The 26,071-nt window shown below is 45.7% G+C and carries 26 protein-coding genes; 7 read left to right on the top strand and 19 right to left on the bottom strand.

The features are described from left to right. Positions 1-6 precede the first annotated feature (6 nt). The 5 genes from envZ to greB all read right to left on the bottom strand — a co-directional run bounded on the left by envZ (position 7) and on the right by greB (position 4,239). Positions 7-1,302, bottom strand: a complete 1,296-nt coding sequence (gene envZ, locus OCV56_RS00715) for a two-component system sensor histidine kinase EnvZ (protein WP_086711689.1) — start codon at positions 1,300-1,302, stop codon at positions 7-9. 168 nt (positions 1,303-1,470) lie between these two features. Continuing rightward, the gene (ompR, locus tag OCV56_RS00710; protein WP_008218409.1) at positions 1,471-2,190 is read right to left on the bottom strand and encodes an osmolarity response regulator transcription factor OmpR; all 720 of its coding nucleotides are present in this window, start codon (positions 2,188-2,190) and stop codon (positions 1,471-1,473) included. A gap of 424 nt (positions 2,191-2,614) precedes the next feature. Continuing rightward, positions 2,615-2,824 (bottom strand): hypothetical protein, encoded by a 210-nt coding sequence (locus tag OCV56_RS00705; RefSeq protein ID WP_086711686.1) that lies wholly within the window; start codon positions 2,822-2,824, stop codon positions 2,615-2,617. A 313-nt stretch (positions 2,825-3,137) separates the two neighbouring features. Beyond that, positions 3,138-3,350 (bottom strand): transcription antiterminator/RNA stability regulator CspE, encoded by a 213-nt coding sequence (gene cspE, locus OCV56_RS00700; RefSeq protein WP_004735656.1) that lies wholly within the window; start codon positions 3,348-3,350, stop codon positions 3,138-3,140. A 409-nt stretch (positions 3,351-3,759) separates the two neighbouring features. Continuing rightward, entirely contained in the window at positions 3,760-4,239 is a 480-nt protein-coding gene (greB, locus tag OCV56_RS00695) for a transcription elongation factor GreB (RefSeq protein ID WP_086711683.1), read from the bottom strand. A 964-nt stretch (positions 4,240-5,203) separates the two neighbouring features. On the opposite strand from greB, the gene OCV56_RS00690 reads away from it, so the two are divergent. Continuing rightward, complete coding sequence (locus tag OCV56_RS00690) at positions 5,204-7,534, top strand: Tex family protein (protein ID WP_086711680.1); 2,331 nt, start codon at positions 5,204-5,206, stop codon at positions 7,532-7,534. Between the two features lie 141 nt (positions 7,535-7,675). On the opposite strand, the gene OCV56_RS00685 is transcribed toward OCV56_RS00690, so the two are convergent. Together OCV56_RS00685 and bioH are read right to left on the bottom strand one after the other, a co-directional pair. Next, on the bottom strand, positions 7,676-8,149 hold the full coding sequence (locus OCV56_RS00685; RefSeq protein ID WP_086711675.1) for an ATP-dependent Lon protease: 474 nt from the start codon (positions 8,147-8,149) through the stop codon (positions 7,676-7,678). Positions 8,150-8,504: 355 nt separating this feature from the next. Beyond that, positions 8,505-9,281 (bottom strand): pimeloyl-ACP methyl ester esterase BioH, encoded by a 777-nt coding sequence (bioH, locus tag OCV56_RS00680; RefSeq protein WP_086711673.1) that lies wholly within the window; start codon positions 9,279-9,281, stop codon positions 8,505-8,507. 93 nt (positions 9,282-9,374) lie between these two features. Between bioH and OCV56_RS00675 the strand changes: the two genes are divergently transcribed. From OCV56_RS00675 to cysQ, 4 genes are all read left to right on the top strand, one after another. Beyond that, on the top strand, positions 9,375-10,088 hold the full coding sequence (locus OCV56_RS00675; RefSeq protein WP_167373141.1) for a ComF family protein: 714 nt from the start codon (positions 9,375-9,377) through the stop codon (positions 10,086-10,088). Between the two features lie 109 nt (positions 10,089-10,197). Further along, on the top strand, positions 10,198-10,782 hold the full coding sequence (nfuA, locus tag OCV56_RS00670) for a Fe-S biogenesis protein NfuA (RefSeq protein WP_026084098.1): 585 nt from the start codon (positions 10,198-10,200) through the stop codon (positions 10,780-10,782). Positions 10,783-11,071: 289 nt separating this feature from the next. Then, the gene (nudE, locus tag OCV56_RS00665; RefSeq protein WP_061033119.1) at positions 11,072-11,623 is read left to right on the top strand and encodes an ADP compounds hydrolase NudE; all 552 of its coding nucleotides are present in this window, start codon (positions 11,072-11,074) and stop codon (positions 11,621-11,623) included. 34 nt (positions 11,624-11,657) lie between these two features. Continuing rightward, positions 11,658-12,485 (top strand): 3'(2'),5'-bisphosphate nucleotidase CysQ, encoded by an 828-nt coding sequence (gene cysQ / locus OCV56_RS00660; protein ID WP_086711671.1) that lies wholly within the window; start codon positions 11,658-11,660, stop codon positions 12,483-12,485. Between the two features lie 120 nt (positions 12,486-12,605). Here the strand turns inward: cysQ and OCV56_RS00655 are convergent, their stop codons facing one another. The 12 genes from OCV56_RS00655 to gspC all read right to left on the bottom strand — a co-directional run bounded on the left by OCV56_RS00655 (position 12,606) and on the right by gspC (position 24,144). After that, on the bottom strand, positions 12,606-13,385 hold the full coding sequence (locus tag OCV56_RS00655) for a type II secretion system protein N (protein WP_086711669.1): 780 nt from the start codon (positions 13,383-13,385) through the stop codon (positions 12,606-12,608). A 1-nt stretch (position 13,386) separates the two neighbouring features. Further along, entirely contained in the window at positions 13,387-13,875 is a 489-nt protein-coding gene (locus tag OCV56_RS00650) for a type II secretion system protein M (RefSeq protein ID WP_086711667.1), read from the bottom strand. A gap of 20 nt (positions 13,876-13,895) precedes the next feature. Continuing rightward, positions 13,896-15,125, bottom strand: a complete 1,230-nt coding sequence (gene gspL, locus OCV56_RS00645; RefSeq protein ID WP_086711664.1) for a type II secretion system protein GspL — start codon at positions 15,123-15,125, stop codon at positions 13,896-13,898. Continuing rightward, the gene (gspK, locus tag OCV56_RS00640) at positions 15,094-16,143 is read right to left on the bottom strand and encodes a type II secretion system minor pseudopilin GspK (protein ID WP_086711661.1); all 1,050 of its coding nucleotides are present in this window, start codon (positions 16,141-16,143) and stop codon (positions 15,094-15,096) included. Before gspK ends, gspL begins: the two co-directional genes overlap by 32 nt. Then, positions 16,127-16,894, bottom strand: coding sequence for a type II secretion system minor pseudopilin GspJ (gene gspJ, locus OCV56_RS00635; RefSeq protein WP_390903672.1), 768 nt, complete (start codon positions 16,892-16,894; stop codon positions 16,127-16,129). Before gspJ ends, gspK begins: the two co-directional genes overlap by 17 nt. 4 nt (positions 16,895-16,898) lie before the next feature. Continuing rightward, positions 16,899-17,294: a type II secretion system minor pseudopilin GspI gene (gspI, locus tag OCV56_RS00630; protein ID WP_086711656.1), complete on the bottom strand. Its 396-nt coding sequence runs from the start codon at positions 17,292-17,294 to the stop codon at positions 16,899-16,901. Then, entirely contained in the window at positions 17,281-17,874 is a 594-nt protein-coding gene (gene gspH, locus OCV56_RS00625) for a type II secretion system minor pseudopilin GspH (protein ID WP_086711653.1), read from the bottom strand. The genes gspI and gspH overlap by 14 nt, the downstream gene beginning before the upstream one ends. Before the next feature lie 66 nt (positions 17,875-17,940). Beyond that, positions 17,941-18,384: a type II secretion system major pseudopilin GspG gene (gspG, locus tag OCV56_RS00620; RefSeq protein WP_004741459.1), complete on the bottom strand. Its 444-nt coding sequence runs from the start codon at positions 18,382-18,384 to the stop codon at positions 17,941-17,943. A gap of 88 nt (positions 18,385-18,472) precedes the next feature. Beyond that, a complete protein-coding gene (gene gspF / locus OCV56_RS00615) occupies positions 18,473-19,693 on the bottom strand; it encodes a type II secretion system inner membrane protein GspF (RefSeq protein WP_061019413.1) in 1,221 nt (406 codons plus the stop codon). A 1-nt stretch (position 19,694) separates the two neighbouring features. Next, entirely contained in the window at positions 19,695-21,197 is a 1,503-nt protein-coding gene (gspE, locus tag OCV56_RS00610; RefSeq protein ID WP_086711651.1) for a type II secretion system ATPase GspE, read from the bottom strand. Beyond that, on the bottom strand, positions 21,197-23,221 hold the full coding sequence (gene gspD / locus OCV56_RS00605; protein WP_086711648.1) for a type II secretion system secretin GspD: 2,025 nt from the start codon (positions 23,219-23,221) through the stop codon (positions 21,197-21,199). The genes gspE and gspD overlap by 1 nt, the downstream gene beginning before the upstream one ends. Before the next feature lie 41 nt (positions 23,222-23,262). Then, positions 23,263-24,144, bottom strand: coding sequence for a type II secretion system protein GspC (gspC, locus tag OCV56_RS00600; protein WP_086711646.1), 882 nt, complete (start codon positions 24,142-24,144; stop codon positions 23,263-23,265). 331 nt (positions 24,145-24,475) lie between these two features. On the opposite strand from gspC, the gene hslR reads away from it, so the two are divergent. Together hslR and hslO are read left to right on the top strand one after the other, a co-directional pair. After that, the gene (gene hslR, locus OCV56_RS00595; RefSeq protein WP_048607611.1) at positions 24,476-24,862 is read left to right on the top strand and encodes a ribosome-associated heat shock protein Hsp15; all 387 of its coding nucleotides are present in this window, start codon (positions 24,476-24,478) and stop codon (positions 24,860-24,862) included. An 18-nt stretch (positions 24,863-24,880) separates the two neighbouring features. Then, the gene (gene hslO / locus OCV56_RS00590; protein ID WP_086711643.1) at positions 24,881-25,759 is read left to right on the top strand and encodes an Hsp33 family molecular chaperone HslO; all 879 of its coding nucleotides are present in this window, start codon (positions 24,881-24,883) and stop codon (positions 25,757-25,759) included. Positions 25,760-26,071: the final 312 nt, after the last annotated feature.

Here is a 26,071-nt window from a genome sequence, read left to right as displayed (position 1 = left end):
TGACAATTAAGGTTTAACAGGGAAACTGATCTGCGCTTTTAAGCCGCCTTCACTCCGGTTATTCACCACTACTGCGCCTTGGTGCTGGCTGACAATACGTTTCACGATCGCCAAACCTAAGCCTGTTCCCTCACTGCCACGAGCAGTATCGCCACGAGTAAAGGGTTCAAACAGCTTACCAATCTGGTCTTGCGGGATACCTGGGCCGTTATCTTCCACTGTCACCCAAGCAAGCTTGTTATCTGCCGTCATGCCCGTCGATACTTTCACCCAACCATTGCCATAACGTAGCGCATTCACCACTAGGTTACTCACTGCGCGCTTCATCGCGATTGGGTTGCCCAGTGCTGGTTTCATCTTTTCAGGAATATCGGTTTCAATTTGAATCTCGTAGCCGCCTTCTGAGCTCGACACTTCTCGTGCAATATCATCAACAAACACTGCTTGGAATGACTCTCGATCGACTGGCTTCAAGTAATCCATAAACTGACTGATGATCTCATTACACTCTTCAGTATCACTGATGATTCCTTCCGCTAAATACGCATCTTCTGGCGACATCATCTCGGTTGCCAAACGGATACGTGTTAACGGGGTACGCAAGTCATGACTGATACCAGCCATCAACAGAGCTCTGTCTTCTTCCAACTCTTGGATGCCTTTCGACATCTGGTTAAAGGCTCGAGTTACCGAGCGAATCTCTTGTGCACCTTGTACAGGCAATGGTGGTGGAATATCACCTCGTCCGACCCCTTGCGCCGCTTTCTCTAGCGCAATCAACGGCCGGTTTTGCAAGCGAATAAACAGCCAACCACCCGCGACAATCAATAAAGCCATGATCAAGCTGTTACGAAATAGTGGTGCAAAGTCTTCCTCTTGCAGTTCTGATAAGGGAATACGAATCAGAGAGTTGGGCAGCTGATCGATATCCATCCACAACACATAACTCTCTTTACCCAAGATCAACCGCACTTCGGTTTCAGAACCCAGCTCCTTGGTCATTTCTTCGCTCATTAAGTCGATTGCGACCGCATGATAGTACTCACCTGCCGCTTCGCTGTCCTTGGCGTGAACGGTTACTCCTAGCTGCTCAAGCACACGCTGGCGCAATGGTGCATCGATTTCGATATCACTGCCTTGGTCCAACACGAGGTTTAACTCGTGTGCCAATATCTTATTAAACTGCTGCAAACTCGGCATCAAAGCATAGTTAAACACGGCGTAGTAAGAAAAAATTTGGCTAGCAACCAATAGCGTTAAGAAAAGCACTATCGACTGAGTAAAGGAGCTACGTATGCGCATAGAAAACCTAAAGTGAAAGGTGGAGAAACAGAGACATAATAGAAACTATAACTCTAAACCATTGTGCTGAATACAAAACGGGCCATCACATATTAATGAGATGGCCCGTAAATAGAGAATTCTGAATTACAGAATCGATAAAGCTGCTGTAGAGCTTATTAACCTGACTTACACAGCCTTACCATCTGGAACGAACACGTAACCCAAGCCCCAAACAGTTTGGATGTAGCGAGGCTTGCTTGGATCTTCTTCCACTAGACGACGCAGACGAGAAATCTGAACATCGATAGAACGTTCCATTGCTGAATATTCACGGCCACGAGCCATGTTCATCAGCTTGTCGCGAGACATTGGTTCACGCGCGTTAGTGACTAGCGACTTAAGTACCGCAAATTCGCCTGAAGTAAGCGGCATTGGCTCTTCACCACGGAACATTTCACGTGTACCTAAGTTCAAGCGGAACTCACCAAACTCTACCACAGACTCTTCTGTGCTTGGTGCGCCCGGCGCTTCAATCACTTGGCGACGCAGTACCGCTTTAATGCGAGCGAGCAACTCACGTGGGTTGAATGGTTTTGGCAGGTAATCATCGGCACCCACTTCCAAGCCCACAATACGATCCACTTCGTCACCCTTTGCCGTCAGCATCAGGATAGGTAGCGAGTTGTTTGCGTTTCGTAGACGACGACAGATCGATAGACCATCTTCGCCCGGCAACATTAAATCCAATACCATCAAGTGAAAATTTTCACGGGTTAACAGGCGGTCCATCTGCTCACTGTTTGCCACGCTACGCACTTGAAAGCCTTGCTCTGACAGATAGCGCTCTAACAAAGCACGTAAACGAGCATCGTCATCGACCACTAAAATTTTGTAGTTTTCTTGCATGTAATGGTTCCACCTATTAAAGCTTAAACCTAAGGTTAAGCATTCTTGGTACATTGTATATTGGTATAAGACATTAAAAATGTAACATTATTGGAGAAAAAGTCGCCTAAATAATTGTTAACGTATGTTGCCTTCCCTTATTGTAACTCATCACACCATGCACTTAAGTAAGATTGATGAAAGTTAAGTCACTAATCTACAAGAATAATGAAACAAGCTTGAGTAAACAATCAGCAAATTGGTAATACCATGGCAAGCGCTGATGACGCACCTGTTACGGTTCTTTGTATCGTGATTTTTATTGTAGTTCTAACAAAGGTTCGTGGTATTGAGTGGCATAACGCTAAAGGGAAGAGAATAGATTGGTAGAAATCTGGGGGGATCGTCACTTAAGGATCTAAACTGAGCATCAGAATGCTCGGTATTACGCTAAAATACTGAACTCGCCTAGAACATCATCATACTGGTCCGTGATGCTACCTGTTGATGTCGCTTCACAGTACGAAAATCTCATCTCGATTGAGCCCACATTGCCATTAACAAGCACATGGCGCTTTAAAATATCGCTATTGAGTTGGTGTATAACACCGCTCCAAGAGACATTATCTTTAAATAAATTAAATGTAATATTCATATTATTCCTACTTCTTATTAATTGTTTGTTTTTGTCTATTTTGCTGAAACCAAAAAAGCTTACGTCCTACAGATCGAGACATATTTATTCCTTATTTATTTTCGTTAGATATAACGAATCCGCAGTATTTAAAATACTACTAATGATATTAATTAATAATTTATTTATAAAAACGAGGTAAATAAGAAACGTAACGACAAATACAAGGAGTATGAGGGGAATGTTGAATATTTTCGCGAGGTGATATAAATATAAATTTAGGTGTGGGGAAAGTGACGCAAGCAGTCATCGACCACTTGCGTCTACTTAAATCTTATAGAGCTACAACGTTTGCAGCTTGAAGACCTTTTTGGCCTTGCTCTACTTCGAAAGACACTTGTTGGCCTTCCTTAAGAGTCTTGAAACCTTCAGAAGCGATTGCACGGAAGTGAACGAATACGTCAGCACCGCCGTTGTCTTGAGTTAGGAAACCAAAACCTTTCTCTTCGTTAAACCATTTTACTACGCCGTTTGTTTTATTAGACATGTTGTGTCCCTTATATAAAATAAAAATTAATCGCAAGAATAGTGCGATGCGCTGAGAGCTTGAATTATTTAATGTATCTATGAAGCTAAGGGAAACACTGAGGACAACGACAATAACGAAGGAATTCTGAGGGCTTTACTTTTACAACTGGATGTTTCATTTAATAACTCTGAACAACAGAGCGACGCCATTGTTAGTCATTACCTGTTCGTTGTAAAGCGTTATTTTCAATTTAAATAAAATAACTGATTTTTTATTATAACTAAAAGTCGCCTAGTTTCACTTGAACACCTTTCTCCATAAGGCCTACCAAACTTTTAAAAATAATAATGAACCTCTTTGTTTTTTCAGTTCATTTTGCTTCACAACACAAAAAATGGATAAGCACGCGCATATAGAGACATTTACCTTAAGATTTATCGTATGAGATGGAATTTATAAACCACTCCTTATCTCCTTCCGGAGTGCGCACAACGAACTCATCATCCACTTCTTTTTTGAGTAACGCACGTGCCATTGGAGAATCAATCGAGATATAGCCCTTAGCATCACCGTAAATCTCTTCAGGCCCAACAATGCGGAAGGTCTTCACATCACCTTCTTCATTTTCAATTTCTACCCAAGCTCCAAAAAAGACTTTACCTTCCTGCTGTGGTGAATAGTCCACAATAGTGACGTCCGGCAAGAACTTACGTAAGAAGCGTACTCGGCGATCAATTTGACGAAGCAGGCGCTTATTAAATGTGTAGTCTGCATTTTCAGAGCGATCCCCTAAGCTCGCAGCCCAAGTCACAATCTTAGTAATCTCGGGACGTTTCTCATGCCATAGATGATCATGCTCAGCTTTAAGCTTGTTGTAACCTTCTCGGGTAATTAATTTAGTCTTCAATTCAATAACCTTGAGTGTCTATTAATGAGGTAAGGGCTCTAGTAACGTCATATTTATCATAGAAACAAACTGAGCGCATGATGATAGATCCTGCTCTACATCCTATTCAAGCCATTCAACACTTTCTAATCATACATTTTATCGGACTTATCACCGAAAAGTTGCCAGCAATATAGTGGATAGCGAGAGACACAATACGCGTTGCATCTAACTCGTTTGAGCCATGAAAGAGATATATCGACGATGAGTGACATCTTGGTATTAAAAGGGGGGGTGTAAGAGAAGAGGAGTCTAATTCTCGTTCAAAGAAAATAATGAAGCAGCACAGCGAGCTCTTTCCAAAACATTTAACGCAGATAAAAGAAAACCCCGCAAGGCTTTCGCCTAGCGGGGGTTAAGTCTCTATCGCAGCAATCCGGCTACTGTTTATCTCTTCGAGATAAGGTGCTCCCTGCATCTTTCCTTGATAGTGGCTAAATCCTTTAACCAATTTCCTTTTTGTTCATCGCCATCCTAGCGGTGTCCATTCTAGCCTGTCGTCCTGACTGGCGAATCTCATCCAGAGATTATCACTTCCTTGCTGACCACTCATCCTAAGCAATCAAATCTTCATCCTGAAGATACCTAGTCCATTAGGCTTTTTCCTGTTCCTGCCAACTCCCTGTCGACAAGTTAAATATTACGGCAAATGGCCGTGTTTCCTAGATAGTCCTAAAAAACATTTACTGTGGGAAATACGCCCAAAAACACCAAAACCAATAAAATCATTGACTTAAGATTTTATTGGGACAATTTTCTGAGTTTAAAGTGACTTAGTCTCACATCACTTGTAAGAGATCTCGCACAAAGCGGGTATCACAAACGGAAATTCGACTTCTGACAGGATAATTACACAGTCAAAGCTAGAAAAAGCGTACGCTCACCCCCATGTATTTGTCACGATATTAAATAAGAGATTCATCGGATGAGCCAAGCTATCTGTCGACTGATCGCTGAAGAACTGAATGTTCGTTCTGAGCAAGTCACCGCCGCAGTAAACCTAATTGACGACGGTAACACCGTTCCCTTTATTGCCCGCTACCGTAAAGAGGTCACGGGTGGCTTAGACGATACCCAATTACGTAACCTTGATAGTCGCCTTTCTTACCTTCGTGAACTTGATGACCGTCGCCAAACGATTCTTAAGTCAATTCAAGACCAAGGTAAACTCACGCCAGAGCTCGAGCGTGATATCACTCAAGCCGACAGCAAGACTCGTCTAGAAGATTTATACCTACCTTACAAACCAAAGCGCCGCACTAAAGGCCAGATCGCGATTGAAGCGGGCTTAGAGCCACTTGCCGACACACTGTGGAATGAACCACAGCACGATCCAGAAACGGAAGCGGCTAACTTCATCAGCAACGATAAAGGCATTGCCGATACCAAAGCTGCTCTCGATGGTGCTCGTGCGATCATCATGGAACGCATTGCGGAAGACGCAAACCTGTTAGAAAAAATTCGCCAACACCTAACACGCAACTCAGAGCTAGTCGCTCGTGTGGTGGCAGGTAAAGAGCAAGAAGGCGAGAAGTTCAAAGACTACTTCGAGCACAACGAAGCTCTGAGCAAAGTACCTTCTCACCGTGCACTTGCAATGCTGCGTGGCCGCAATGAAGGCTTCCTAACACTTGCAATGAATGCCGATCCTGAGCAAGAAGAAGGTGTTCGCGGTTCATACTGCGAGAACATCATCTCTGATCATTACGGTATCACCCTAAGCAATGCACCAGCAGATGTATGGCGTAAACAAGTGATCAGCTGGGCATGGCGCATTAAGGTTTCTATGCACATGGAAACCGAACTTATGGGCGCGATGAAAGAGCGTGCAGAAATCGAAGCGATTGAAGTATTCGCTACTAACCTAAAAGACCTACTGATGGCAGCCCCGGCGGGTCCTCGTGCAACGTTAGGCCTAGATCCAGGCTTACGTACCGGTTCAAAAATCGCCGTTGTGGACTCAACAGGTAAGGTCCTCGCGACAGAAACTATTTACCCTCACCCACCACAAAAGCAATACGACAAATCGGCACACGTTGTTGAGCAGATGGTTCGTCAGTTTAACGTTGACCTAATTGCGATTGGTAACGGCACGGCTTCACGCGAAACAGACAGTTTTGTGGCTGATGTGATTAAGCGTGGCAACCTAAAAGCGCAAAAAATTATTGTTAGCGAAGCCGGTGCATCAGTTTATTCAGCGTCTGAGTTAGCGGCGAAAGAGTTCCCGAACATGGACGTATCGATTCGTGGTGCGGTGTCTATTGCACGTCGTCTACAAGATCCACTGGCGGAGCTTGTGAAGATTGACCCTAAATCGATCGGTGTGGGCCAATACCAACATGACGTTAGCCAAACCATGCTTGCCAAGCGCCTAGATGCGATTGTCGAAGACTGTGTAAACGCCGTAGGTGTTGATGTGAATACCGCTTCGGCAGCACTGCTTACTCGAGTGGCGGGCCTATCAAGCACCATCGCTCAGAACATCGTGGACTTCCGTGATGAGAATGGTCGCTTCGAAGCACGTACTACCTTGAAGAAAGTCGCTCGTTTAGGGCCAAAAGCCTTTGAACAGTGTGCTGGTTTCCTACGTATTATGGATGGTAAGAACCCGTTAGATGCATCATCGGTTCACCCAGAAGCTTACCCTGTTGTGAAAAGCATCGCAGAGAAAAACCACAAAGACATCAAGTCTCTGGTGGGTAACACCGACTTCCTACGTGGCTTGCATGCGATTGATTACACCAATGAAAACTTCGGTGTACCAACAGTAACCGACATCATCAAAGAGCTGGATAAGCCGGGACGCGACCCTCGCCCAGAGTTCAAGACTGCAACCTTCGCTGATGGCGTAAACAGCGTTTCAGACCTAGAACCAGGCATGATTCTAGAAGGCGTGGTGTCGAACGTGGCCAACTTTGGTGCGTTCGTAGATATTGGTGTTCACCAAGACGGCTTGGTACACATTTCAGCGCTGACCGATCGCTTTGTCTCTGATCCACGTGAAGTGGTTAAAGCGGGTGACATCGTGAAAGTAAAAGTGATGGAAGTGGATGTTCAGCGTAAACGTATTGCACTCAGCATGCGTATGAAAGACGAGCCGGGACAAGACAACCGTGCTCAACGTTCAAGTGCACCTCGCACACAAAACCGCTCGAATCAAAACTCACAAGGTGGTCAACGCCGTCGTGAAGAGCCACAACACAATGCCGCAATGGGTGGCGCATTCGCTGCCGCTTTTGCAAAAGCGAAAAAGTAATCCGTTAGCTCGTCTGCAAAACGGATTAGCTTAAAAACAGAAAACCTGCATCCCTTAGGGTATGCAGGTTTTTTTATTATGTGTTCAAAAAAGACATCAAAGCTGGTTGTCTTCTGCGTGTTCTAATCACAACACGATATTTTACAAAACAACTAGCATTTCTGACGGAGCATGAGGCGCAACAGCATGACCATAATGATATTTTATGACCTTACGTCGTTTCTCCATCTGTCCCTCCTGAATCGCCGCATCTAAAACATGCTTTGGCAGGCGGAAACGCATGGTATAGCCTTTTCCTTGATCGGCACTGTATGTTCTCAGCGCCAACAAGCTGAACAGTCTATCAAAAGGATCTTGTGACTCTTCTTGGCTAACCGAATTGGCCTCTGGCTCGTTCTCCATTTCATAACCTGGATGGTCTGAAGGATCCCAAGCCGACTGCTGCCTTCGTTTATCGTCCGACTTTACCTTACGCTCTGCATTGGTTCTCGCCAATGCTACTGCGGGAGCGACCGGCTCTCGGACTCTATTATCACGCGCAACTTGCTCTGTTTGCACATTAACGGACGGGGCGATTAGTGGCACACTCACTGCAGTTGCAGGTGACACAATCATCGCGAACTCTCCTCAAGAATCGCCCATCGCTATTGCCATAACACTGTTGTACCGAGAACGCACAACAGGCATAGCCCAACTTACCGCAATCAGCTCTGGAGAGAGTTAGGTCTGAGTATCATGCAACACGTTGGTGTTATACCAATCGTAGTAAATAACTGATCATCCTAGCTTGTTAAAATGCTCGATAACGGCGTTAGATTTTTTGATTGTAGAATAACTACTTATCGAAACTACTTGTCAAAAAAAAAAGCTGCCTTGTTCTCAAGCCTTTTTCCTACGCTATTTTTGAACACTTACTTACTGTGATTGGTATTAGCTTATATATCGACCAAGCCGGATATAAATTTAGCAATTATTTTTGTGCGAAGCTGACAAGCTCACTGCAAAAAGCATCCGCTTCGGTCATAAATGGTGCATGCGAAGACTGAGTGAAAATGTATTGCTCAGTATGAGGCAAGGCTGTGCCCAAATCTTTGGCCACCTTAATTGGCACGAGTCCATCTAATCGGCCATACAAGCGAAGCATAGGAACTGAGATCTCTGGAAGTTGTTCACGCAGGTCAACATCAGACAGCATTTTTAAGCCAGCCAATAACGAATCTGGATTGGGGAGCGGGCGAGACAGCACCGCTTGCTTGAGCTGTTTTACATCATGCCTTGCTGAAGGGCTGCCCATGGCTTGCAGGGCCATGAAACGTTCGATGGTGGTTTGGAAATCTTCAACCAATTGTTCGGTGAATGCCGTTAATACGTTGGGTTGGATGCCTCGCCATAATACTGGCTCTTTTGCGGCTGCGAATTTCGGTGAACTAGCAACCGTCACCAGCTTGCTTACATAATCGGGATGATGAAGAGCCATGTGCGTCGCGACCAAGCCACCGAGTGACCAACCGACCCAAATCGCCTGCTTGGGCGCATCAGCCAATAGTTGCTGAGCAATCTCTTCAAGATCTTGAGCGTGGCAGTGTGCGCTGTGCCCATAACCGGGTAAGTCGACAACGTGTACTCGAAAATCGGCTTCTAACGTATTAACAGTTTGCTGCCATACCGCACCGTTCATTCCCCAACCGTGAACCAGAACCAAATCGGGTCCCTGTCCTGAAACATGCCAATATAACGCGTCACTCATTCTCAATATTCCCTACTTATTCCATCAGCGATAATCCGCGCTTTTCGGTATGGTGAGCAGAAGGGACACCATAACCCAAAAGCATCGTGAGCTATGTTATCTGATTGGCTACAAAAACACACACCACGTCTGGTCACACCTCAATGCCACCTGTGCAAGCTAGATAAGCCTCCCGACAACGCCCACCCTCGATGGTGCGATTCTTGTCTCAAACTCTTTGATCCAGTACCACGCTGTCAGCGATGTGGCTTAAAAACCGTCACTACCGTCGAGCAGTGTGGTGAGTGCTTATCAGAACCGCCTCCTTGGCATCGGCTTTATTGTATCGGTGATTACACCTTTCCAATCGCAGGCTATATCCAACAGATGAAGTATGCCGATAAATTCTGGTTTGCCCGGGATTTGTCGACCTTGCTCGCATCACGTATCGAAGAGCCAGCATCACTGGTCACCAGTGTTCCCTTGCATTGGCGTCGATACTTTCATCGCGGTTTTAATCAGAGTCAGTTGTTAGCGCATTACACCGCTCACGAACTCCTGGTGGACCATGCCGTTTTATTCAAACGCATCCGCTCAACCGTTACGCAGCAAGGGCTAAATAAATCAGCGAGAAAAAGTAACTTGAAAGGGGCATTCGCGATACGAAACACCAACTTTTCATCGATCGATTACCCGCATGTAGCGGTAATTGATGATGTTGTAACCACAGGCAGTACTGTGTATCAATTATGCCAATTACTACTTGAAGTAGGGGTAAAAAGGATTGATATTTACTGCATCTGCCGCACTCCTGAACCCTCTGGATAACTGACGTAAGTCGCTACTTGTACAGCAATCCAACAAAAAAGGGCTGAATTACAAATCTGACAGGAGTAGAATGGCGCTAATAGCCTACAAATTTACTCAGGTATTCGTCGTGTCAAATATTACTATTACAGAAACAGCTCAAACTCATTTTGCCAATCTGCTGTCACAGCAGCCTGAAGGTACAAACATTCGTGTGTTCGTGGTAAACCCAGGTACACAAAACGCAGAGTGTGGTGTTTCTTACTGCCCAACAGATGCTATTGAAGCGTCTGACACAGAACTTAAATTCGAAGCTTTCTCTGCATACGTTGATGAGCTAAGCCTACCGTTCCTAGACGAAGCTGAAATTGACTTCGTTACTGACAAAATGGGCTCTCAGCTAACACTTAAAGCACCAAACGCTAAGATGCGTAAAGTATCAGACGATGCACCACTTCTAGAGCGCGTTGAATACGCAATTCAAACACAAGTTAACCCACAACTTGCTGGTCACGGCGGTCACGTTAGCTTGGTAGAAATCACTGAAGACGGCGCAGCTATCGTAGCATTCGGTGGTGGTTGTAACGGTTGTTCTATGGTTGATGTAACGCTAAAAGAAGGCATCGAGAAAGAACTTCTTCAGCAGTTCGAAGGTGAACTGACTGCTGTTCGTGATGCAACTGAGCACGATCGTGGTGAGCACTCTTACTACTAATCTCTAATTTAGAGTTAATCGCTATTTGAAAGGTTGATGCGCAAGCGTCAACCTTTTTTGTTATATGGATGAGCAAGTTAGGACTATCTCGTTCTCTCTATACCCTTTTGTTATCCAGCAATCTTTTCACCTCGTTACCATCTTGAGTAAGGTATTCAAGTGATCGTAATCGATTCCTGCTTCAATAATTTTCGGATATGAAAACTCGGATCTAGGAACTCAAGGTCATTTCCCCTATATTAGAATGACTTTATAAGAAAGAATTCCAATGAGCTAAGGAGCGAGCGCAATGACAAAAAGGACCAAGCCAGAGATTTTGGCTAAACAAACTGTCGCTCAATCAAGACTATTCTCTATCGAGTCTCTCGACTTACGCTTTTCAAACGGTGAAGAGCGCACTTACGAACGCATGAAGCCTAGCGGGCGCAACGCAGTGATGATGGTTCCGATTACTGAGCAAGGCGATATTCTATTAGTACGTGAATATGCAGCGGGAACTGAACGCTACGAACTCGGCTTTCCGAAAGGACTGATTGATCCAGGTGAGCAACCAAGTGACGCCGCGGTTCGTGAACTCAAAGAAGAGATTGGCTTTGGTGCTAACAAACTCACTCCACTCAAGGAAGTGATTCTCGCTCCCTCTTACTTTTCTAGCAAAATGACGCTGTTTATCGCAGAAGACCTCTACCCAGAGAAGCTAGAAGGTGATGAACCTGAACCACTGGACATTGTGCGCTGGCCGCTTGCTCAAGCCGAAGAGCTATTAACGCATCTCGACTTCTGTGAAGCTCGCAGTATTACCGCCCTACTATTGACCCTTCGCTCGCTAAATAATAACTAAAGCCATAAGCGCCCCGAAGAGTAAGAGAATATTTATGCCAACAACAAAAGATTTATCTCATCTCCTACCCTCTGTGATTGAGGTTGCTCGCTCTGCAGGCCAGCTCATTTTAGAGATCTACGAAAAAAAAGATTACGAAGAGTTCACCAAGAGTGACGACACGCCAGTCACCAGTGCCGACCTGGCAGCGCATAAACTGATCTCGAAAAAACTCAGTGAACTCACGCCAGATATCCCTGTGCTATCTGAAGAGGCCGCTGACATTAGCCTAGAAAAGCGCGCACAATGGGACCGCTACTGGCTAGTTGACCCACTGGACGGTACGCAGGAGTTCATTGCAAGAAGCGGTGATTTCGCGACAATTATCGCCCTAATCGAGCACAACAAGCCGGTAATGGGTGTGGTATATGCACCGGTTTCAGGTGTGAGCTATTACGCTTACAGCGGTAAAGGGGCTTGGAAAATTCCAGACCTTAACGACAGCGTTAAAATCAAAACGCATCGTCATGAGCTACCAAACCAATCTATTGCAATGGCGATCAGCCGTCGCCAAGACATCAATCGTATCACTAGCCGTATGAGTCCCGCTTGGAACTATGACTTAGTACCATTAGGCTCAGCAGCTTTGAAAGCCTGTTTAGTCGCAGAAGGTGCTGTCGATTGTTACTTGCGCCTTGGACCTACTGGCGAGTGGGATACCGCTGCGACACAGTGCATTGTAGAAGAGGCGGGGGGACGCATCTTAAGCACTCAATTAGAGCCACTCTCTTACAATGAAAGAGAAACGCTTGAGAACCCGAACTTCATTGTGCTTGGTGATGCGGACTTGCCTTGGGCTGAGATCTTACAGGGCAAAGACTAAAACCACTTAGTCTCATAACAATCTGATATTCAAATAAAATGGGCACCTCAGTGAGGTGCCCATTTTTTATATCTCGATACTGGATAGCCAACGGATGCTAGCTAAGAAGTAGATACTGGGCTACAAACGCCCTTGATAAGTAAACTGGTACTTGCCTTGGCTATCTGGGTTACCTAGCCACTTAAGCTGACTCTGCATGGCTGGCGGGAATTCTGCGCCCGGTTTAAACCATGCCGCCGAGGTGTAGCTTTGATTAGGCGTGACACTCGCAGAGAACTCGCTATCCACTTGGTCGCTCTTCTGAGTACCTTTGGTTGCAATCGTGCTGTCTTCACAAGTGATGTCCGCAATCACAGGGCCAAGATCTAACGATCCAACAGGAGAGTCGACTGCAGCACCAGACCAAGCTAGTGTACCTTCGCCAGATTGACACCAAGGCTGAGCGTGAACCGCATGCTTAATCGTCAGTTCAACTTGCCCACCAACAGAAACCGGTACTGGAATGGTTGGGGCGTATTTCATCACGTTCATAGCAGGCATTGAAGCCACGAGGTTTTCTGCATAGGCGCCGCTCATGCTGTACCCGACACGCCCTTTACCTGATAAGTTCATGTCGCTGTTACGACCAAAGCGAACCGCTAGTTCCGCTTTGCCTTGGAATAACTTAGAAAACTGGAAATCCCACTGAACTGAACCGTAGTTGATGCGCTGCCACACGATATTATTGGCGCTGCCCTGCCAAACAGTCCCTTCTACACCTTCAATATTCAAGCCACGCACAGCCGGTGCCTGCTTAAGAGCAAAAGAAGCCGGTAAGTGCAGCAACAAGCTCACTGAGAAAAAGACGATAAAGATGCCACTAAATAGCAGGCCATATTTAAAAGATAAACCGCGTTTCACATTAACCTCGTTTAAACTGTAGTCGGTTGACGTCAATAACCCCAGGGTTATCAGAGCGATCAATATCCATAAACTCTACCTCAACACCCTGTTTTTCTTTCAGGTATGTCAGCCAGTCAACGAACTTATTAAAAGGCACAGGTTTTACCCACACTTGTAGCATCTCGCCACGAGGTTGCACACGTATCAGCTCGATATTAAAGCGACGCATAGAAGCTGGCACCGATTGGTTCAGAGGCTGACTAGCACTGATACCACCGCTGCCTCGCAACTCAACCACTTCATTGGCTTTATTGGTTACCCAAGCCAGTAGTTGCTTCTCACTTTGAATACGGCTCTGTGCAAGTTCAGCTCGCTGACTGAGTGGCTGGATTAGCCCCCAATAAACGGCACCAACCACCAATAGAATTGAGCAACCAATAACTAAACGTTGCTCTCTTTGACTTATTGAAGTCCACCACGCTTGGAGTGGCTCAATCATATTTCTCATCACTGATCTCCTTACGCAGGTTATTGATGGGGTTTAAGAGTAAAGCTGCCAAATACGGCATCGCCATTACGGTTTAATGGACCTTGCTCGACAGTAAACTTCTCTTCGAGTTTTACTCTCGCGGTCTCAAAGTGTTGGAAATCAGAACTTTTCGCCTGTAGTCGAACCTCAGAACGATTACCATCGTAGCGAATACTTTCGACTTCGATTGACTTCACCTGCCCTAGAGTTTCTGGCAGTAACGCTAGCCAGCCTAGTAAGGAATCACCATCGCCTGAGCCGCCATATTTCTTAGCTTCATCGTTCATCTGACGCTTAAGGTAGCTCACAGTTGGAATACGTTGTTTTCCTGGCAGCACAGTTCTAAAGATACGCTCACTCTCCATGCGGTAAGCTTGTGCTTGTGCTTCGTATTGTTGAACCTTCAACACTTGTTGAGTCACAATCACAGCCACCAGCAAACAAGCAGCAATCGTAACCTTCTGCCATACGCGCCAATATTTACTGAATGAAGATTTGGTTTTAAAGGTGCCAGTCAGTAAGTTTACGCCACTGGTGATCGCTTGTTGGCTCAGTAAAGACATCACCAGTTCCGCAGGCTTTGCTTGCCATTTTACGCCGCTTTGCTGTTGGACATCGTCGCTCGGCATTGCTGTATAGCTGAAGATAGTCGTCGCTTGCTCTTCGTCATCAGCAACAACCCAATCACTTTGCAAAAACATCGGTAACCAAGCTTCGCTGATCGATACCGCTTGATAGTTGCCTTGGCGTAGTAGCCAATGCTGGTCGATCTGCAATGCACTGATACCAGGTTCCTCAAAAGGCACCGCCAGTGTATCTGGCAACACCTTACGGAAGATAATATTGGCTTCGCGAAACAGGTCTAACGCTTGCTTTAACCATTCGCGATCGACACCACACACGGTAGCGTGCGTTGCATCTTTATCTAAAATAGTCAGGTGTAAATCTTCGATATCTTGTGCGACTTCGTCTTCTAACAAAAACGGCAGCATAGAGTCGAACTGGCGAGCAGCACCTTTCGGGATCTCAACACGCTTGATTAAGCACTCATTTCCCGGCAATAAAGCGATACAGCTGCGCTTTTCAGCATAAGGCGTTAACTCATCAAGCTGCTCCCAGCTAGACAGTTCGCCACTTGCTATCACTTCTTGTTGGCTTGTCGACCAAACTAACCACTGCACAGGGCTTTGTGGTTCGCTACTCAGTCGAACGGTCAGAAACTCGCTCACTGATTCCTCCAAAACGACGGCGTACTACCGTCACTGTTTCTCGATTACTACTATAGAAAAGCGTCCGTATACGCACACGTGACTGCTCAACTAAGACCTCTGCATCTAGCTCAAAATAGGCGCTATCTACAGTTAAATATGCTTTCGCTTTTTTGCTGACTTCGGCACTCACACCCACAATGGCAGATTCAGCCATAAAAGCATCCACCGTGTCCCAACCATCAAATGGGCGTTTGTCTATCAGTTGTTTAGCATCCGACTCACTTAAGCCGGGGGCAAACATCGCTTCCAACAACGGCGCCTGCTTTTCTGTGAGAGTATTCACATTCAAACGGAAATCATCGGTCGGCAGAACGCAAACAAATGGGCGAACCTTATTCATCACTTCACCAGTGACTTGATAAACCGCTCGTAGTTCCGATTCATCGGCCATTAAACCATTGGCCGCCAAATAAGATGGCTTCATCGCCTCATAGGTACTGTCTTCTACACCTGCTGAAGAGGTGGTTCGGGTATCACTATCAACAAATTCCCAGCTTGAATGTGCGATAACCTCGGCCTGATAAGGCTCAACATCTTGGTTTTCTAATAAGGTTTGCCAAACCGTCACTAAATAAGGTGTCTGGTTACTTGAAGTGGCCGTCACTCCCGCTAATGCATTGAGATTAAAACAAGATTGCGCATCAATAATACGCCCTCTAACTTGCCCATAATCCAAGGGGTATACCTGCTCTTCCAATGCCCACGGCTGGCTTAGGTTGACCGTATCACTGTCTTTGTAGCTTTGCCTAATGCCGTCTTGCACTAGCGCCTCTACACCAATGCTGTACCAGTAAGCCTGTTGGTAATTCAGCTGGTTGCCTACACGCTTGAATTGAGTAAACAGACGTTCCGACATACTGCCAGCTATGGTTGCCATAATCGCCAGTAGCATCAAAATAATGATCAGCGCGACACCACGCTGCTTGCGCCTCATAGCCGACCTTGTCAGTGCAAGCTTATTAGTTCGATGAGTCATTATTCCCCTCATTACTGCCTGAAGAGTCACTGTTTGAAGAATCATCGGCCTGATCTAGCGTGCCACCGGGAGTGAGATAAATACGCTCTATCTCACCATAATCTTTCAGGGTTAACTTTAATCTTACCGCTTTCGGTAGCGATTTGTCGGTTTGCCACTCTTTGCCCCAGCGGCTTCCGTCATAAAACTCAAATTCCAAGCTTTCAACATCATCAAGCAAAGGAGTAATCACACCTTCTTGGCCTGCAGGTGTATCGGGGTAACGCCACCATACCCGCTCAAGCGTTTCTTCTTTAAGGCGGTAACCAACTTTGGTGACTTCTCCGCGAGGAAACTGCTGCTGTGGGTTATGCCAACCAAGGCGAGTAAACATGATGCCAACGCTATCGGAATCCAGTAGATACTCTTGCATTAAGATCAGCTTAGATGATGCTTCTTCACCGTTGGTGCGAAATTGTCGCACCGCCATCTGGCGAAAATCATTATCTAAAATGACTAAACTACGTTGCAGTTGATTTAGACGAGCACTGCGCTCGATTGAAAGTTCGTTGCTTCTCTGTACCTGATTGACTACTTGATAAGCCGCCATACTCAGAGTGGCAAAGATAGCAATCGAGACCAAGACTTCAATTAAGGTAAAGCCTCTCCCTTTTGAAGATAAACCTTGTTTACGAGGCACACGCCTATTGGCGGAGATGCTGTTACTTAGCGATTTGCTTGTAGCTAACGGCATGCTTTTACTTAACCACATTCTCTTAGTTAACCACATAGCTGCGCACCGTAACCACTGGAGAGGCTTTCTTACTGGTTGCCACACTCACATCAAACGCCTTTAATAAATTATCGCTGGTATCAATCGGTGTCACCTTCCAGAACCACTCTCTTCCCGCTAGTTCTTGCGTACCCTGCGTTTTTTTAAGTTTCTCAGGATGCAGCATCACCAAAGCCATTTGATTATCAACAACCATAGCGGCGAAGGTTTTTTCTTCGAGATAACTGAGTGTATTGATGTGCTGGGTTACGGCACGAATCACACTGATCGCTGCGGTAGCAAAAATAGCGAGTGCAACCAATACCTCAAGCAGAGTCATTCCTCGAGAACCAAGAGTCATACCACGAGAACGATAAGGAGAACGGTTATTCCTCTTCATCTTCTTCTCCCGGTTCGAGCAATCGAATTACACCATTATCCAAAACTCGAATACGCCAACCATCTTGTATCGTGTCTCCTGTATTTGGATAAAACGACAACACAAATGGTGTCATTTCAGCACTTGATAAGATGTAGACCTGTGGTGGTTTCGGCTTCTTTTCCTCTTCAAGATCAGCAAACATATCTTCATCAAACAAACTTCCTGGATTGAACAACCGATCATCGTCTTCCCATGCGCCACCGCCTAGAGTCAGTGATAATGCGAGTTCTTCCGGCAATTCAGTTGAAGAGGGAATTTTTTCAAAGTCGACTTCTTGCCAACCTTCAGACTTAAGAGTCATCAGTACATAGGTCGATTTCTTTTCATCAACACGAACGCCAAAATCCAAACCACTCAAAATCGCCTCTTCATTGAGCAATTGAACTCGCTGATAAAAGCTTTGAGCATACTTTTTGGCAACATCTTTGCTATTGGTAGGAATGGTCGCGATCACCGCGACCGCCGTCACTGACAGTAATACCAACACCAATAGAATCTCAATTAAGGTGAAACCTGGCTGCGTTTGCTTAGTTTTCACCTTTTAGACTCCATCTGTTTACGCTCTAACATCAAATAACGGCATCAAGCGACAATAAGCCTAAGCTTACTGAAAATCTTGCATATTCCAGTTACCGATATCCGCAGCAATACCTTCACCACCTTCTTGGCCATCAGCACCAAGAGTGAAAATATCGATAGTGCCGTTATCACCAGGGCTTAGGTATTGGTACTCGTTGCCCCATGGGTCGTTAGGTAGACGCTTGATGTAGCCACCGTCACGGTAGTTACGAGGCTCTGGGCTACTTGGTTTAGAAACCAATGCATCAAGACCTTGATCCGTTGTTGGGTAAACGCTGTTATCCAGTTTGTACATATCGAGCGCGTTCTCTAGCGCCACGATATCAGTGATAGCTTTTTGTTGGTCAGCCTTCTCTTTGTTACCCAATAGGTTAGGCACAACAAAGCTCGCCAATACGCCAAGGATAACCACAACAACCATCACTTCTAATAGAGTAAAGCCTGATTGTTTCTTCATTTTATTTTTCATTATTTTCTCCAAATTACAGACAGCGAGTCGAAGGTAATAATGCCCTTCTTCTCGATAATCCAAAAACTAACGTCTTATGAGCAGTAATTTAGCCGCTCATTAAATTATTCATTTCAAGCATCGGCATTAAAGTCGCCATCACAATGAACAGCACTAAGCCTGCCATCAAAGCGATAAGTGCTGGTGTAAAAATACCTAACGCGATGTTGACGGTCGATTCAAAACTCTGGTCTTGGTTATCGGCTGCACGAGTGAGCATTTGTTCTAGCTGACCACTCTGCTCACCACTGGCGATCATATGCAGCATCATTGGAGGGAAGAGCTTGGTTTGATCAAGCGCTTTACGCAAGCTTGCCCCTTCTCTAACACTATCTGATGCCTGTAATACTTGCTGTTTCACATGATGATTCGACATTACATCAACTGCCACCTTCATTCCTTCGAGGATAGGAATCGCACTCGAAGTACAGATAGAGAGTGTTCGTGCAAAACGAGAGGTATTAATCCCTTTCGCGATCTTGCCGATCAGTGGAATGCTTAATAGCTTACGATCCCAACTCATTCGAACGCCGGGCTTTTTCAGCGCAGTCTTAATCAACACAATCACACTGATGATCAACAACAGTAATTGGATGCCCCAATTCTGGATAAATTCACTCGATGCTAATAAAAATTGTGTCGATTGAGGAAGTTCTTGGCCCATTTGGATAATAGGCTCAACGATCTTAGGTACCACGGTTGCCAGTAGGAACGAAACAATCGTCACCGCAAACACCACCAGCACGACTGGGTAGATCATCGCTTGCAGCAACTTAGAACGCATCTTCTGACGGTTTTCTGCGTAATCGGCTAGTCGCTCCAATACCGCATCTAAGTGACCAGATTTCTCACCAGCCGCAACCATGGCTCTAAACAGTTCATCGAAGATATGTGGGTAATCAGCCAAACTATCCGCTAGCGAATAACCTTCCGTTACCTTCGAGCGAACCGCCAGTAACATGGTTCGAATACGTGGCTTTTCAGACTGCTCGGCAACAGCCTTCAAGCACTCTTCTAGCGGCATACCAGATTGAACGAGCGTGGATATTTGACGAGTAATCAAAGCGAGATCAGGCGTACTGATACCACGCTTAAAGCTGGTTGAGGGCTGAGCTCCTTTCGCCGTTTTGGCCTTGGCTTCGGTCATCTCAACTGGCATCAAGCCTTGTTCTTTTAAGCGTTGGCGAGCCTGACGAGCGTTATCCGCTTCAATCGAGCCCTTTTTGCTCTTACCTTTGGCATCCAGTGCTTTGTATTCAAATGCCGCCATATTAGACTTCCTTGGTCACGCGCATCACTTCTTCTAGGGACGTTACCCCTTTAAGAACTTTGCTCAAGCCATCATCTCTAATACTTGGTGTTGTGCCACGAATTGCTTTCTCAATTGCCTGTTCACCAGCTTCACTGTGAATCAGCTCTTGTACCGAATCGTCAATCATCAGTAGTTCATGAATACCAGTACGGCCTCGATAACCTTTGTGACTGCAGCTTTCACATCCTTTTGCATGGTAAAGCGTCAAACTCTCTTTCTTCTTCATACCAAACAGCTTTTTCTGTTCTTTATCTGCTTCGTAAGGCTCTTTACAGTCGTTACACAGAGTACGAACCAAGCGCTGAGCCAGAACACCCAGCAGCGAAGAAGAGATCAAGAAGGGTTCGATGCCCATATCACGTAGACGTGTAATCGCACCGATTGCTGTATTGGTGTGAAGAGTCGACATTACCAAGTGACCCGTCAAAGAGGCTTGAACAGCGATCTCAGCGGTCTCCAAGTCACGTATCTCACCAATCATTACGACATCGGGATCTTGACGAAGAATGGCACGTAAGCCACGAGCAAAGGTCATATCAACCTTAGGGTTCACCTGTGTTTGACCAATGCCATCGATATCAAATTCAATAGGATCTTCAACCGTGAGAATATTTCGCTCGTTGCTGTTGAGCTCTTGCAGGCCAGCGTACAGGGTCGTTGATTTACCAGAACCCGTAGGACCTGTAACCAAGATAATACCGTGTGGACGTTGGATCAGTTTTCGGAAGTTCTCGTGGTTCTCTGCCGTCATGCCTAAACTATGCAGGTCTAGACGAGTCGCGTTCTTGTCCAACAGACGCATTACCACACGCTCACCATGTGAAGAAGGCATGGTTGATACACGAACGTCGACCGCTCGGCCACCAATACGCAGAGAAATACGGCCATCTTGTGGCACGCGTTTTTCCGCAATATCCAACTTCGCCATAACCTTTACACGCGAAACCAATAATGGAGCCAGTTTACGGCTCGGCGCTAACACATCACGTAACACACCATCAATACGGAAACGGATAGACAGCGATTTCTCAAAGGTTTCGATATGAATATCCGAAGCACCTTCTTTGATTGCCTCGCCCAGCATCGCATTGATCAACTTGATGATTGGTGCATCGTCTTCTGATTCGAGTAAGTCTTCGTCTTGAGGCAGCTCTTCTGCTAGCGAAAAGAAGTCGTCGTTGTCGGCACCAATGTCTTCCATTAGTTGGCGAGCTTCTGACGAGTCACGCTGGTACGCGTCCGTCAGTTTTTTATCAAATTCGTCTGCGCTGATCGCTTGTGGCGTGAAGCCATTTTTCACAACTCGACTTACCTCAATGATCGCCGCCGATTTTAGAGGCTCTACATAATAAAGCACCGGCGCACGTTCAGAGTGCTGGTATTCCAACACCATCTTATAGCGATTCGCAAAGCTAAACGGCAAGCGCTGATAAGTACGTGCCGCCCCTACCAATTCAGCCATTATTCTTGTTCCATTTGATCGATGAAGGCTTGGATTTCAGCCGGGTGATTCATATCGGCACCAAATTTAGGCAATACAGGGATGTTATCGTCTGCCATTAATTTAAGTCCTTGCTCAGCCTTGTACAACTGCTCCGCTCGGATGAAGTTATACTTACGTTGAGTGATACCGTCAGCCGTCATGCCATCACGGATGATGGTTGGCTTAATGAATACCATTAGATTCTTTTTCTCAACCTGAGTACTGGTTGATTTGAACAAATGCCCTAGAACAGGGATATCACCCAAGAATGGCACCTTAGATTCACTTTCCAGTGCGCGTTCGTCAATTAAGCCACCAAGTACCAACATCTGGCCATCTTGGACAATCACCGACGTATTCAGTTGACGCTTCGCAAAACGCACATCAACGGCTCCGTTTGCACCTAATACATTCGACACTTCTTGTTCTATTTGTAGCTGAACCGAGTCGCCTTCATTGATTTGTGGCACAACTTTCAGCTTAATACCTACTTCTTTACGTTCAACGGTTTGGAATGGGTTATCGTTGCTTGAACCAGCCGTAGAACCAGTTAGAACCGGAACTTCTTCACCTACGATGAACGACGCTTCGCCGTTATCCATTACGGTAATACTTGGAGAAGATAGGATGTTTGAGTTTGAATCGGTGGCTACCGCACTAATCAATGCAGTCCAGTCACCCATCACTACACTCATAGCCGCGCCATTAACACCAGAAAGTGCAGAAGCCAAGGTTGAATAGTCACCAGCTTCTGTAGTCGTCTCATTACGCACAAAGTCGCCGTTGTCGTCATAGACTGCAGTGGTCGTTTCAGTATCTTTCGCCTCTTCTAGGCCCACCATTACACCACCAATCGATGCACCAGTGTTGCTGTACTGAATCATGGCACCCGTTTCTAGGTTACCCCATTGCACACCAAGGTTAACGCCATCACCTTCTGCCATTTCAACAATTAGAGCTTCAATCAATACTTGAGCACGACGAATATCCAACTGGGCGATCACATCTTGCAACGCATTCATGATGTCTGGCTGTGCAGTAATAACCAAAGAGTTGGTATCACTATGAGCTGAGATCATTACTTGGTTACGTTTCGATGAACTGCCTTTGGTTGATGATTGCTTCTCTGACTGCAGATTGTCCGACACGCCTTTCAGCACATCAACCAAATCTTCGGCTTTTGCATATTTAAGATAGATAACTTGGTTGTTGCCCTTGGTCGCCATTTCTACATCAAGTTGCTCGATAAGCTTTCTTAGACGGCTACGCACCTTAGGGTCACCGGAAATCAGAATCGCGTTGGTACGCTCGTCCGCAACTAATTTAGGCTGTAGGAATGCCGGCGTATTCTTCGCGTCTGTGGTTTTGCTTAGGGCGTCAACAATACGCACCATCTCTGCCGCAGAGGCATTTTTCAGCTCAACGACTTCAATCTCTTTATCACCCGCTTGGTCAACACGCTTGATGATTTCAGCTAAACGGTTTACTACCGCCGCTCGGCCAGTAATCAGGATGATATTAGCTGGGTCGTAATGCACAACGTTACCCGCACCTGCGTTATCGTTCAGTTGACGAAGTAGAGGAGAAAGTTCACGAACCGAGACATTACGAACCGTCACTACACGTGTTACAACACTATCACCAGTGACCGAATCACGGTCACCAACAACAGGGATTGCCGAAGTTTTAGAGTCTTTGGCTTTGATGATCTTAAGAACACCAGAGTCCATTTCAACAACCGCGTAGCCATACACCTCTAATACGTTTAAGAAGAAACTGTAATATTGCTCTTCATTAAGCACGTCGTAGCTACGTACATCGATTTTCCCACGCACCGATGGGTCAACGATGATCGTTTTCTCGAGGTTACGACCAACGATATTAATAAACTCTTGTATATCAGTGCCTTTAAAGCTGGCACTAAAATCACTCGCGATGGCTGCGGGTGTGCAGATTAAGCTTCCTGCCAGTAACCATGCACTTTTCTTAAACCAATGCTTCACGTACTTCTCCTACACTTTCGTCCTTCGTTGGACGCAAAGTTTTAAAATTCAATAAACACTTCATGTTGTTGCCCATCTCGCTCAACGACGAGGTTTAGCTCTGTCAGCTCTGAGATAGAACGGAATATGTTGCCCATAGCGGCGGGGTCAGTCAGGTCTTGACCATTTAACTGAGTAGCAATATCTCCGCTTTGGAGCCCTACTGAGTTAAAAAGTTCTGAATCTTTGCCAGGGCTCACACGATAACCAATAACGCTATCGTCGCGCTTCACCTGAGACAGGCGAACATATTGGAAGATTTGTTGCGGATCTTTCATTATCTTCGCTTTAATTTCATCAAGCTTCTTTTCTGCAGAAGCCGGGTTATTACCACGAACTGAAGAAGAGCTACGAGGTGCCGCAGGCGCTGATACAGCCAAACGCTTGTATTCAATACCTTCAAGCATCAGTGTTTCGTCTCGACCTGAATTATCAATGATTACGCGATCCACTAACACAGCTTTGAGCTTAGCTCGAGTGCCTTCTATCTCTTCGTTAATGCCGTAGGTTGCTTGCGTGCCGCGATTCGCGATCACCGCTAAGCTCAGTTTTGGATTCGAACTGGCGACAGCCCCCACCAAAACCAGATTCAATCGTGTCTTTGGTGCATCTTGGATAACTGGCTGCTCAACGACAGCTGGCGTGGTTGGGTTATAAGCACCAAACATGTTGCTCTGCTGCAAAGAAGAGATATCAAGCGTCGATTTAGGGGCAGGAGACGAGGAAGCCGTTGCAGCCCAAGGCACGACGGTTTGCTCAGCAGGTTCGATAAACCATGCAAGTTGTCCTAAAATCCATGCGGAAGCTGCAATCAATACACAACAGGTCGCTAGGCTTAGTTTCTGCTGAAGTACAAATCCATTCTCTAATAAGCGGCTCAACATAGGAGAATTTCCTACGCGATTTTTGAGCTCTAAAAAGTTCACTGTCCTTGTCCCTTTTCATGACGACAAACGCTGCAAATCATTAAACTTTCAGCTTTTTTATTCATTCGTTCGATACCAAGCTTATTTAAGCCATAAGATCCTGAACTATATCATAGCAAATCTATAAATCGGCATAACATGGCTATTTTGTCTTATGACTTGAAAAAAATGCCAACCGCCTCCACTTTAAGCTTCTACTTAATGTGATAAGCATCATCAAAAACATGTTGCGCACTGTTCATTACAGTTAAACCGCATTCATTTTTCACTTAATAAGGCACAGTCCTATATGAAAACTGCTAATGAAGCTGTCAGACTCGATAAATGGTTGTGGGCAGCTCGTTTTTACAAAACCCGGTCGATTGCTCGTAACATGGTCGATGGTGGCAAAGTCCACTATAATGGTCAGCGCAGCAAGCCAAGTAAAATTGTCGAACTTGGGGCTGTGATTACACTGCGCCAAGGTAATGAAGAAAAGACGGTGACGATCGAGAAAATCTCTGCCCATCGCGGTGGAGCTCCGATCGCTCAAACCCTCTACGAAGAAACCACCGAGAGCTTGGCAAAAAGAGAAGAGTTTGCGACACAGCGTAAACTGAATGCTCATAACCCAGCTCCAGAGCGTCGCCCTGATAAGAAGCAACGTCGTGACATCATCAAGTTCAAGCATCAATAAGCTAGAAGGAATAGCCAAATGGCCAACAATGTTTTAAATCGCTACCTATTTGAAGACCTATCAGTACGTGGTGAATTGGTACAAATGGATGAAGCGTACCAACAGATTATTTCTAGCAAGGAATACCCAACACCCGTGCAAAAGCTACTGGGTGAGCTATTGGTATCAACAACGCTACTGACTGCGACTCTAAAGTTTGAAGGCTCTATCACTATGCAATTGCAAGGTGACGGCCCAGTATCTCTAGCAGTTATCAATGGCGACCACGATCAGAAGATCCGTGGTGTGGCTCGCTTTGAAGGTGATATCGCAGACGACGCAAGTTTACACGACCTAATGGGTAAAGGTCACCTAGTGATCACCATCGATCCTAAGAAAGGTGAGCGTTACCAAGGTATCGTTGGTCTTGAAGGTGACACGCTTGCACAAGTACTTGAAGGCTACTTCGCTAACTCTGAACAGCTTAAGACTCGTCTATGGCTGCGTACTGGTGAGCATGAAGGCAAAGCACATGCTGCGGGTATGTTGCTACAAGTGATGCCTGACGGTACTGGTACTCCAGATGACTTCGAGCACCTAGAGCAACTAACAGATACCGTTAAAAACGAAGAGCTATTCACTCTAGAAGCGAACGAGCTGCTTTACCGTTTATACAACCAAGAGAAAGTACAGCTATTCACACCACAACCGGTTGAATTCTTCTGCGGTTGTTCACGCGATCGAAGCGCAGCAGCAATCATTACCGTTGCTCAAGAAGAGATCTACGACATCCTAAGCACCGAAGGAAGCGTTGGTCTACACTGCGATTACTGTGGCACAAACTACTCGTTCGACAAGAACGATGTTGACGCACTGTACGCAGAAGCAGCAGATAAAGGCAGCAATACGGTTCATTAATTTACGGCGTACCAAAAACACGTAATTTACCCCAAAAAGGTCAGCACTAAGCTGGCCTTTTTTGTGATCAAAACAGCGCAAACTCCGTAACATCTCGTAATAAAATCACCGCTTAATTTTAATCAATTAATAATGTTCTCGCCCCTAGCGCAAAGGTTTGCGTACAGGATAGACTAGTTAGGCCAATATGTGACGAGACGCTTAAAACCCCATGGTTAATGTGGATATTTTTTGAGCTGTATCCCTGTTTCCCCCGAGTCTCGTTGCTAGCATGGTGAGCAGATAACAATAAAAAATTAATACAAAATCCCT

It is taken from the genome of Vibrio gigantis (assembly GCF_024347515.1).
GTDB lineage: Bacteria > Pseudomonadota > Gammaproteobacteria > Enterobacterales > Vibrionaceae > Vibrio > Vibrio gigantis.
Note: the sequence above shows the minus strand (reverse complement) of the source record. Positions and strands in the feature narration are given on the sequence as shown.

Excerpts from the sequence above, each read along its gene's own strand:
- envZ (WP_086711689.1), bottom strand. The coding sequence starts at position 1,302 with ATGCGCATACGTAGCTCCTTTACTCAGTCGATAGTGCTTTTCTTAACG.
- ompR (WP_008218409.1), bottom strand. The coding sequence starts at position 2,190 with ATGCAAGAAAACTACAAAATTTTAGTGGTCGATGACGATGCTCGTTTA.
- OCV56_RS00705 (WP_086711686.1), bottom strand. The coding sequence starts at position 2,824 with ATGAATATTACATTTAATTTATTTAAAGATAATGTCTCTTGGAGCGGT.
- cspE (WP_004735656.1), bottom strand. The coding sequence starts at position 3,350 with ATGTCTAATAAAACAAACGGCGTAGTAAAATGGTTTAACGAAGAGAAA.
- OCV56_RS00690 (WP_086711680.1), top strand. The coding sequence starts at position 5,204 with ATGAGCCAAGCTATCTGTCGACTGATCGCTGAAGAACTGAATGTTCGT.
- OCV56_RS00685 (WP_086711675.1), bottom strand. The coding sequence starts at position 8,149 with ATGATTGTGTCACCTGCAACTGCAGTGAGTGTGCCACTAATCGCCCCG.
- bioH (WP_086711673.1), bottom strand. The coding sequence starts at position 9,281 with ATGAGTGACGCGTTATATTGGCATGTTTCAGGACAGGGACCCGATTTG.
- OCV56_RS00675 (WP_167373141.1), top strand. The coding sequence starts at position 9,375 with ATGTTATCTGATTGGCTACAAAAACACACACCACGTCTGGTCACACCT.
- nudE (WP_061033119.1), top strand. The coding sequence starts at position 11,072 with ATGACAAAAAGGACCAAGCCAGAGATTTTGGCTAAACAAACTGTCGCT.
- cysQ (WP_086711671.1), top strand. The coding sequence starts at position 11,658 with ATGCCAACAACAAAAGATTTATCTCATCTCCTACCCTCTGTGATTGAG.
- OCV56_RS00650 (WP_086711667.1), bottom strand. The coding sequence starts at position 13,875 with ATGAGAAATATGATTGAGCCACTCCAAGCGTGGTGGACTTCAATAAGT.
- gspK (WP_086711661.1), bottom strand. The coding sequence starts at position 16,143 with ATGACTCATCGAACTAATAAGCTTGCACTGACAAGGTCGGCTATGAGG.
- gspJ (WP_390903672.1), bottom strand. The coding sequence starts at position 16,894 with ATGTGGTTAAGTAAAAGCATGCCGTTAGCTACAAGCAAATCGCTAAGT.
- gspI (WP_086711656.1), bottom strand. The coding sequence starts at position 17,294 with ATGAAGAGGAATAACCGTTCTCCTTATCGTTCTCGTGGTATGACTCTT.
- gspG (WP_004741459.1), bottom strand. The coding sequence starts at position 18,384 with ATGAAAAATAAAATGAAGAAACAATCAGGCTTTACTCTATTAGAAGTG.
- gspF (WP_061019413.1), bottom strand. The coding sequence starts at position 19,693 with ATGGCGGCATTTGAATACAAAGCACTGGATGCCAAAGGTAAGAGCAAA.
- gspE (WP_086711651.1), bottom strand. The coding sequence starts at position 21,197 with ATGGCTGAATTGGTAGGGGCGGCACGTACTTATCAGCGCTTGCCGTTT.
- gspC (WP_086711646.1), bottom strand. The coding sequence starts at position 24,144 with ATGTTGAGCCGCTTATTAGAGAATGGATTTGTACTTCAGCAGAAACTA.
- hslR (WP_048607611.1), top strand. The coding sequence starts at position 24,476 with ATGAAAACTGCTAATGAAGCTGTCAGACTCGATAAATGGTTGTGGGCA.
- hslO (WP_086711643.1), top strand. The coding sequence starts at position 24,881 with ATGGCCAACAATGTTTTAAATCGCTACCTATTTGAAGACCTATCAGTA.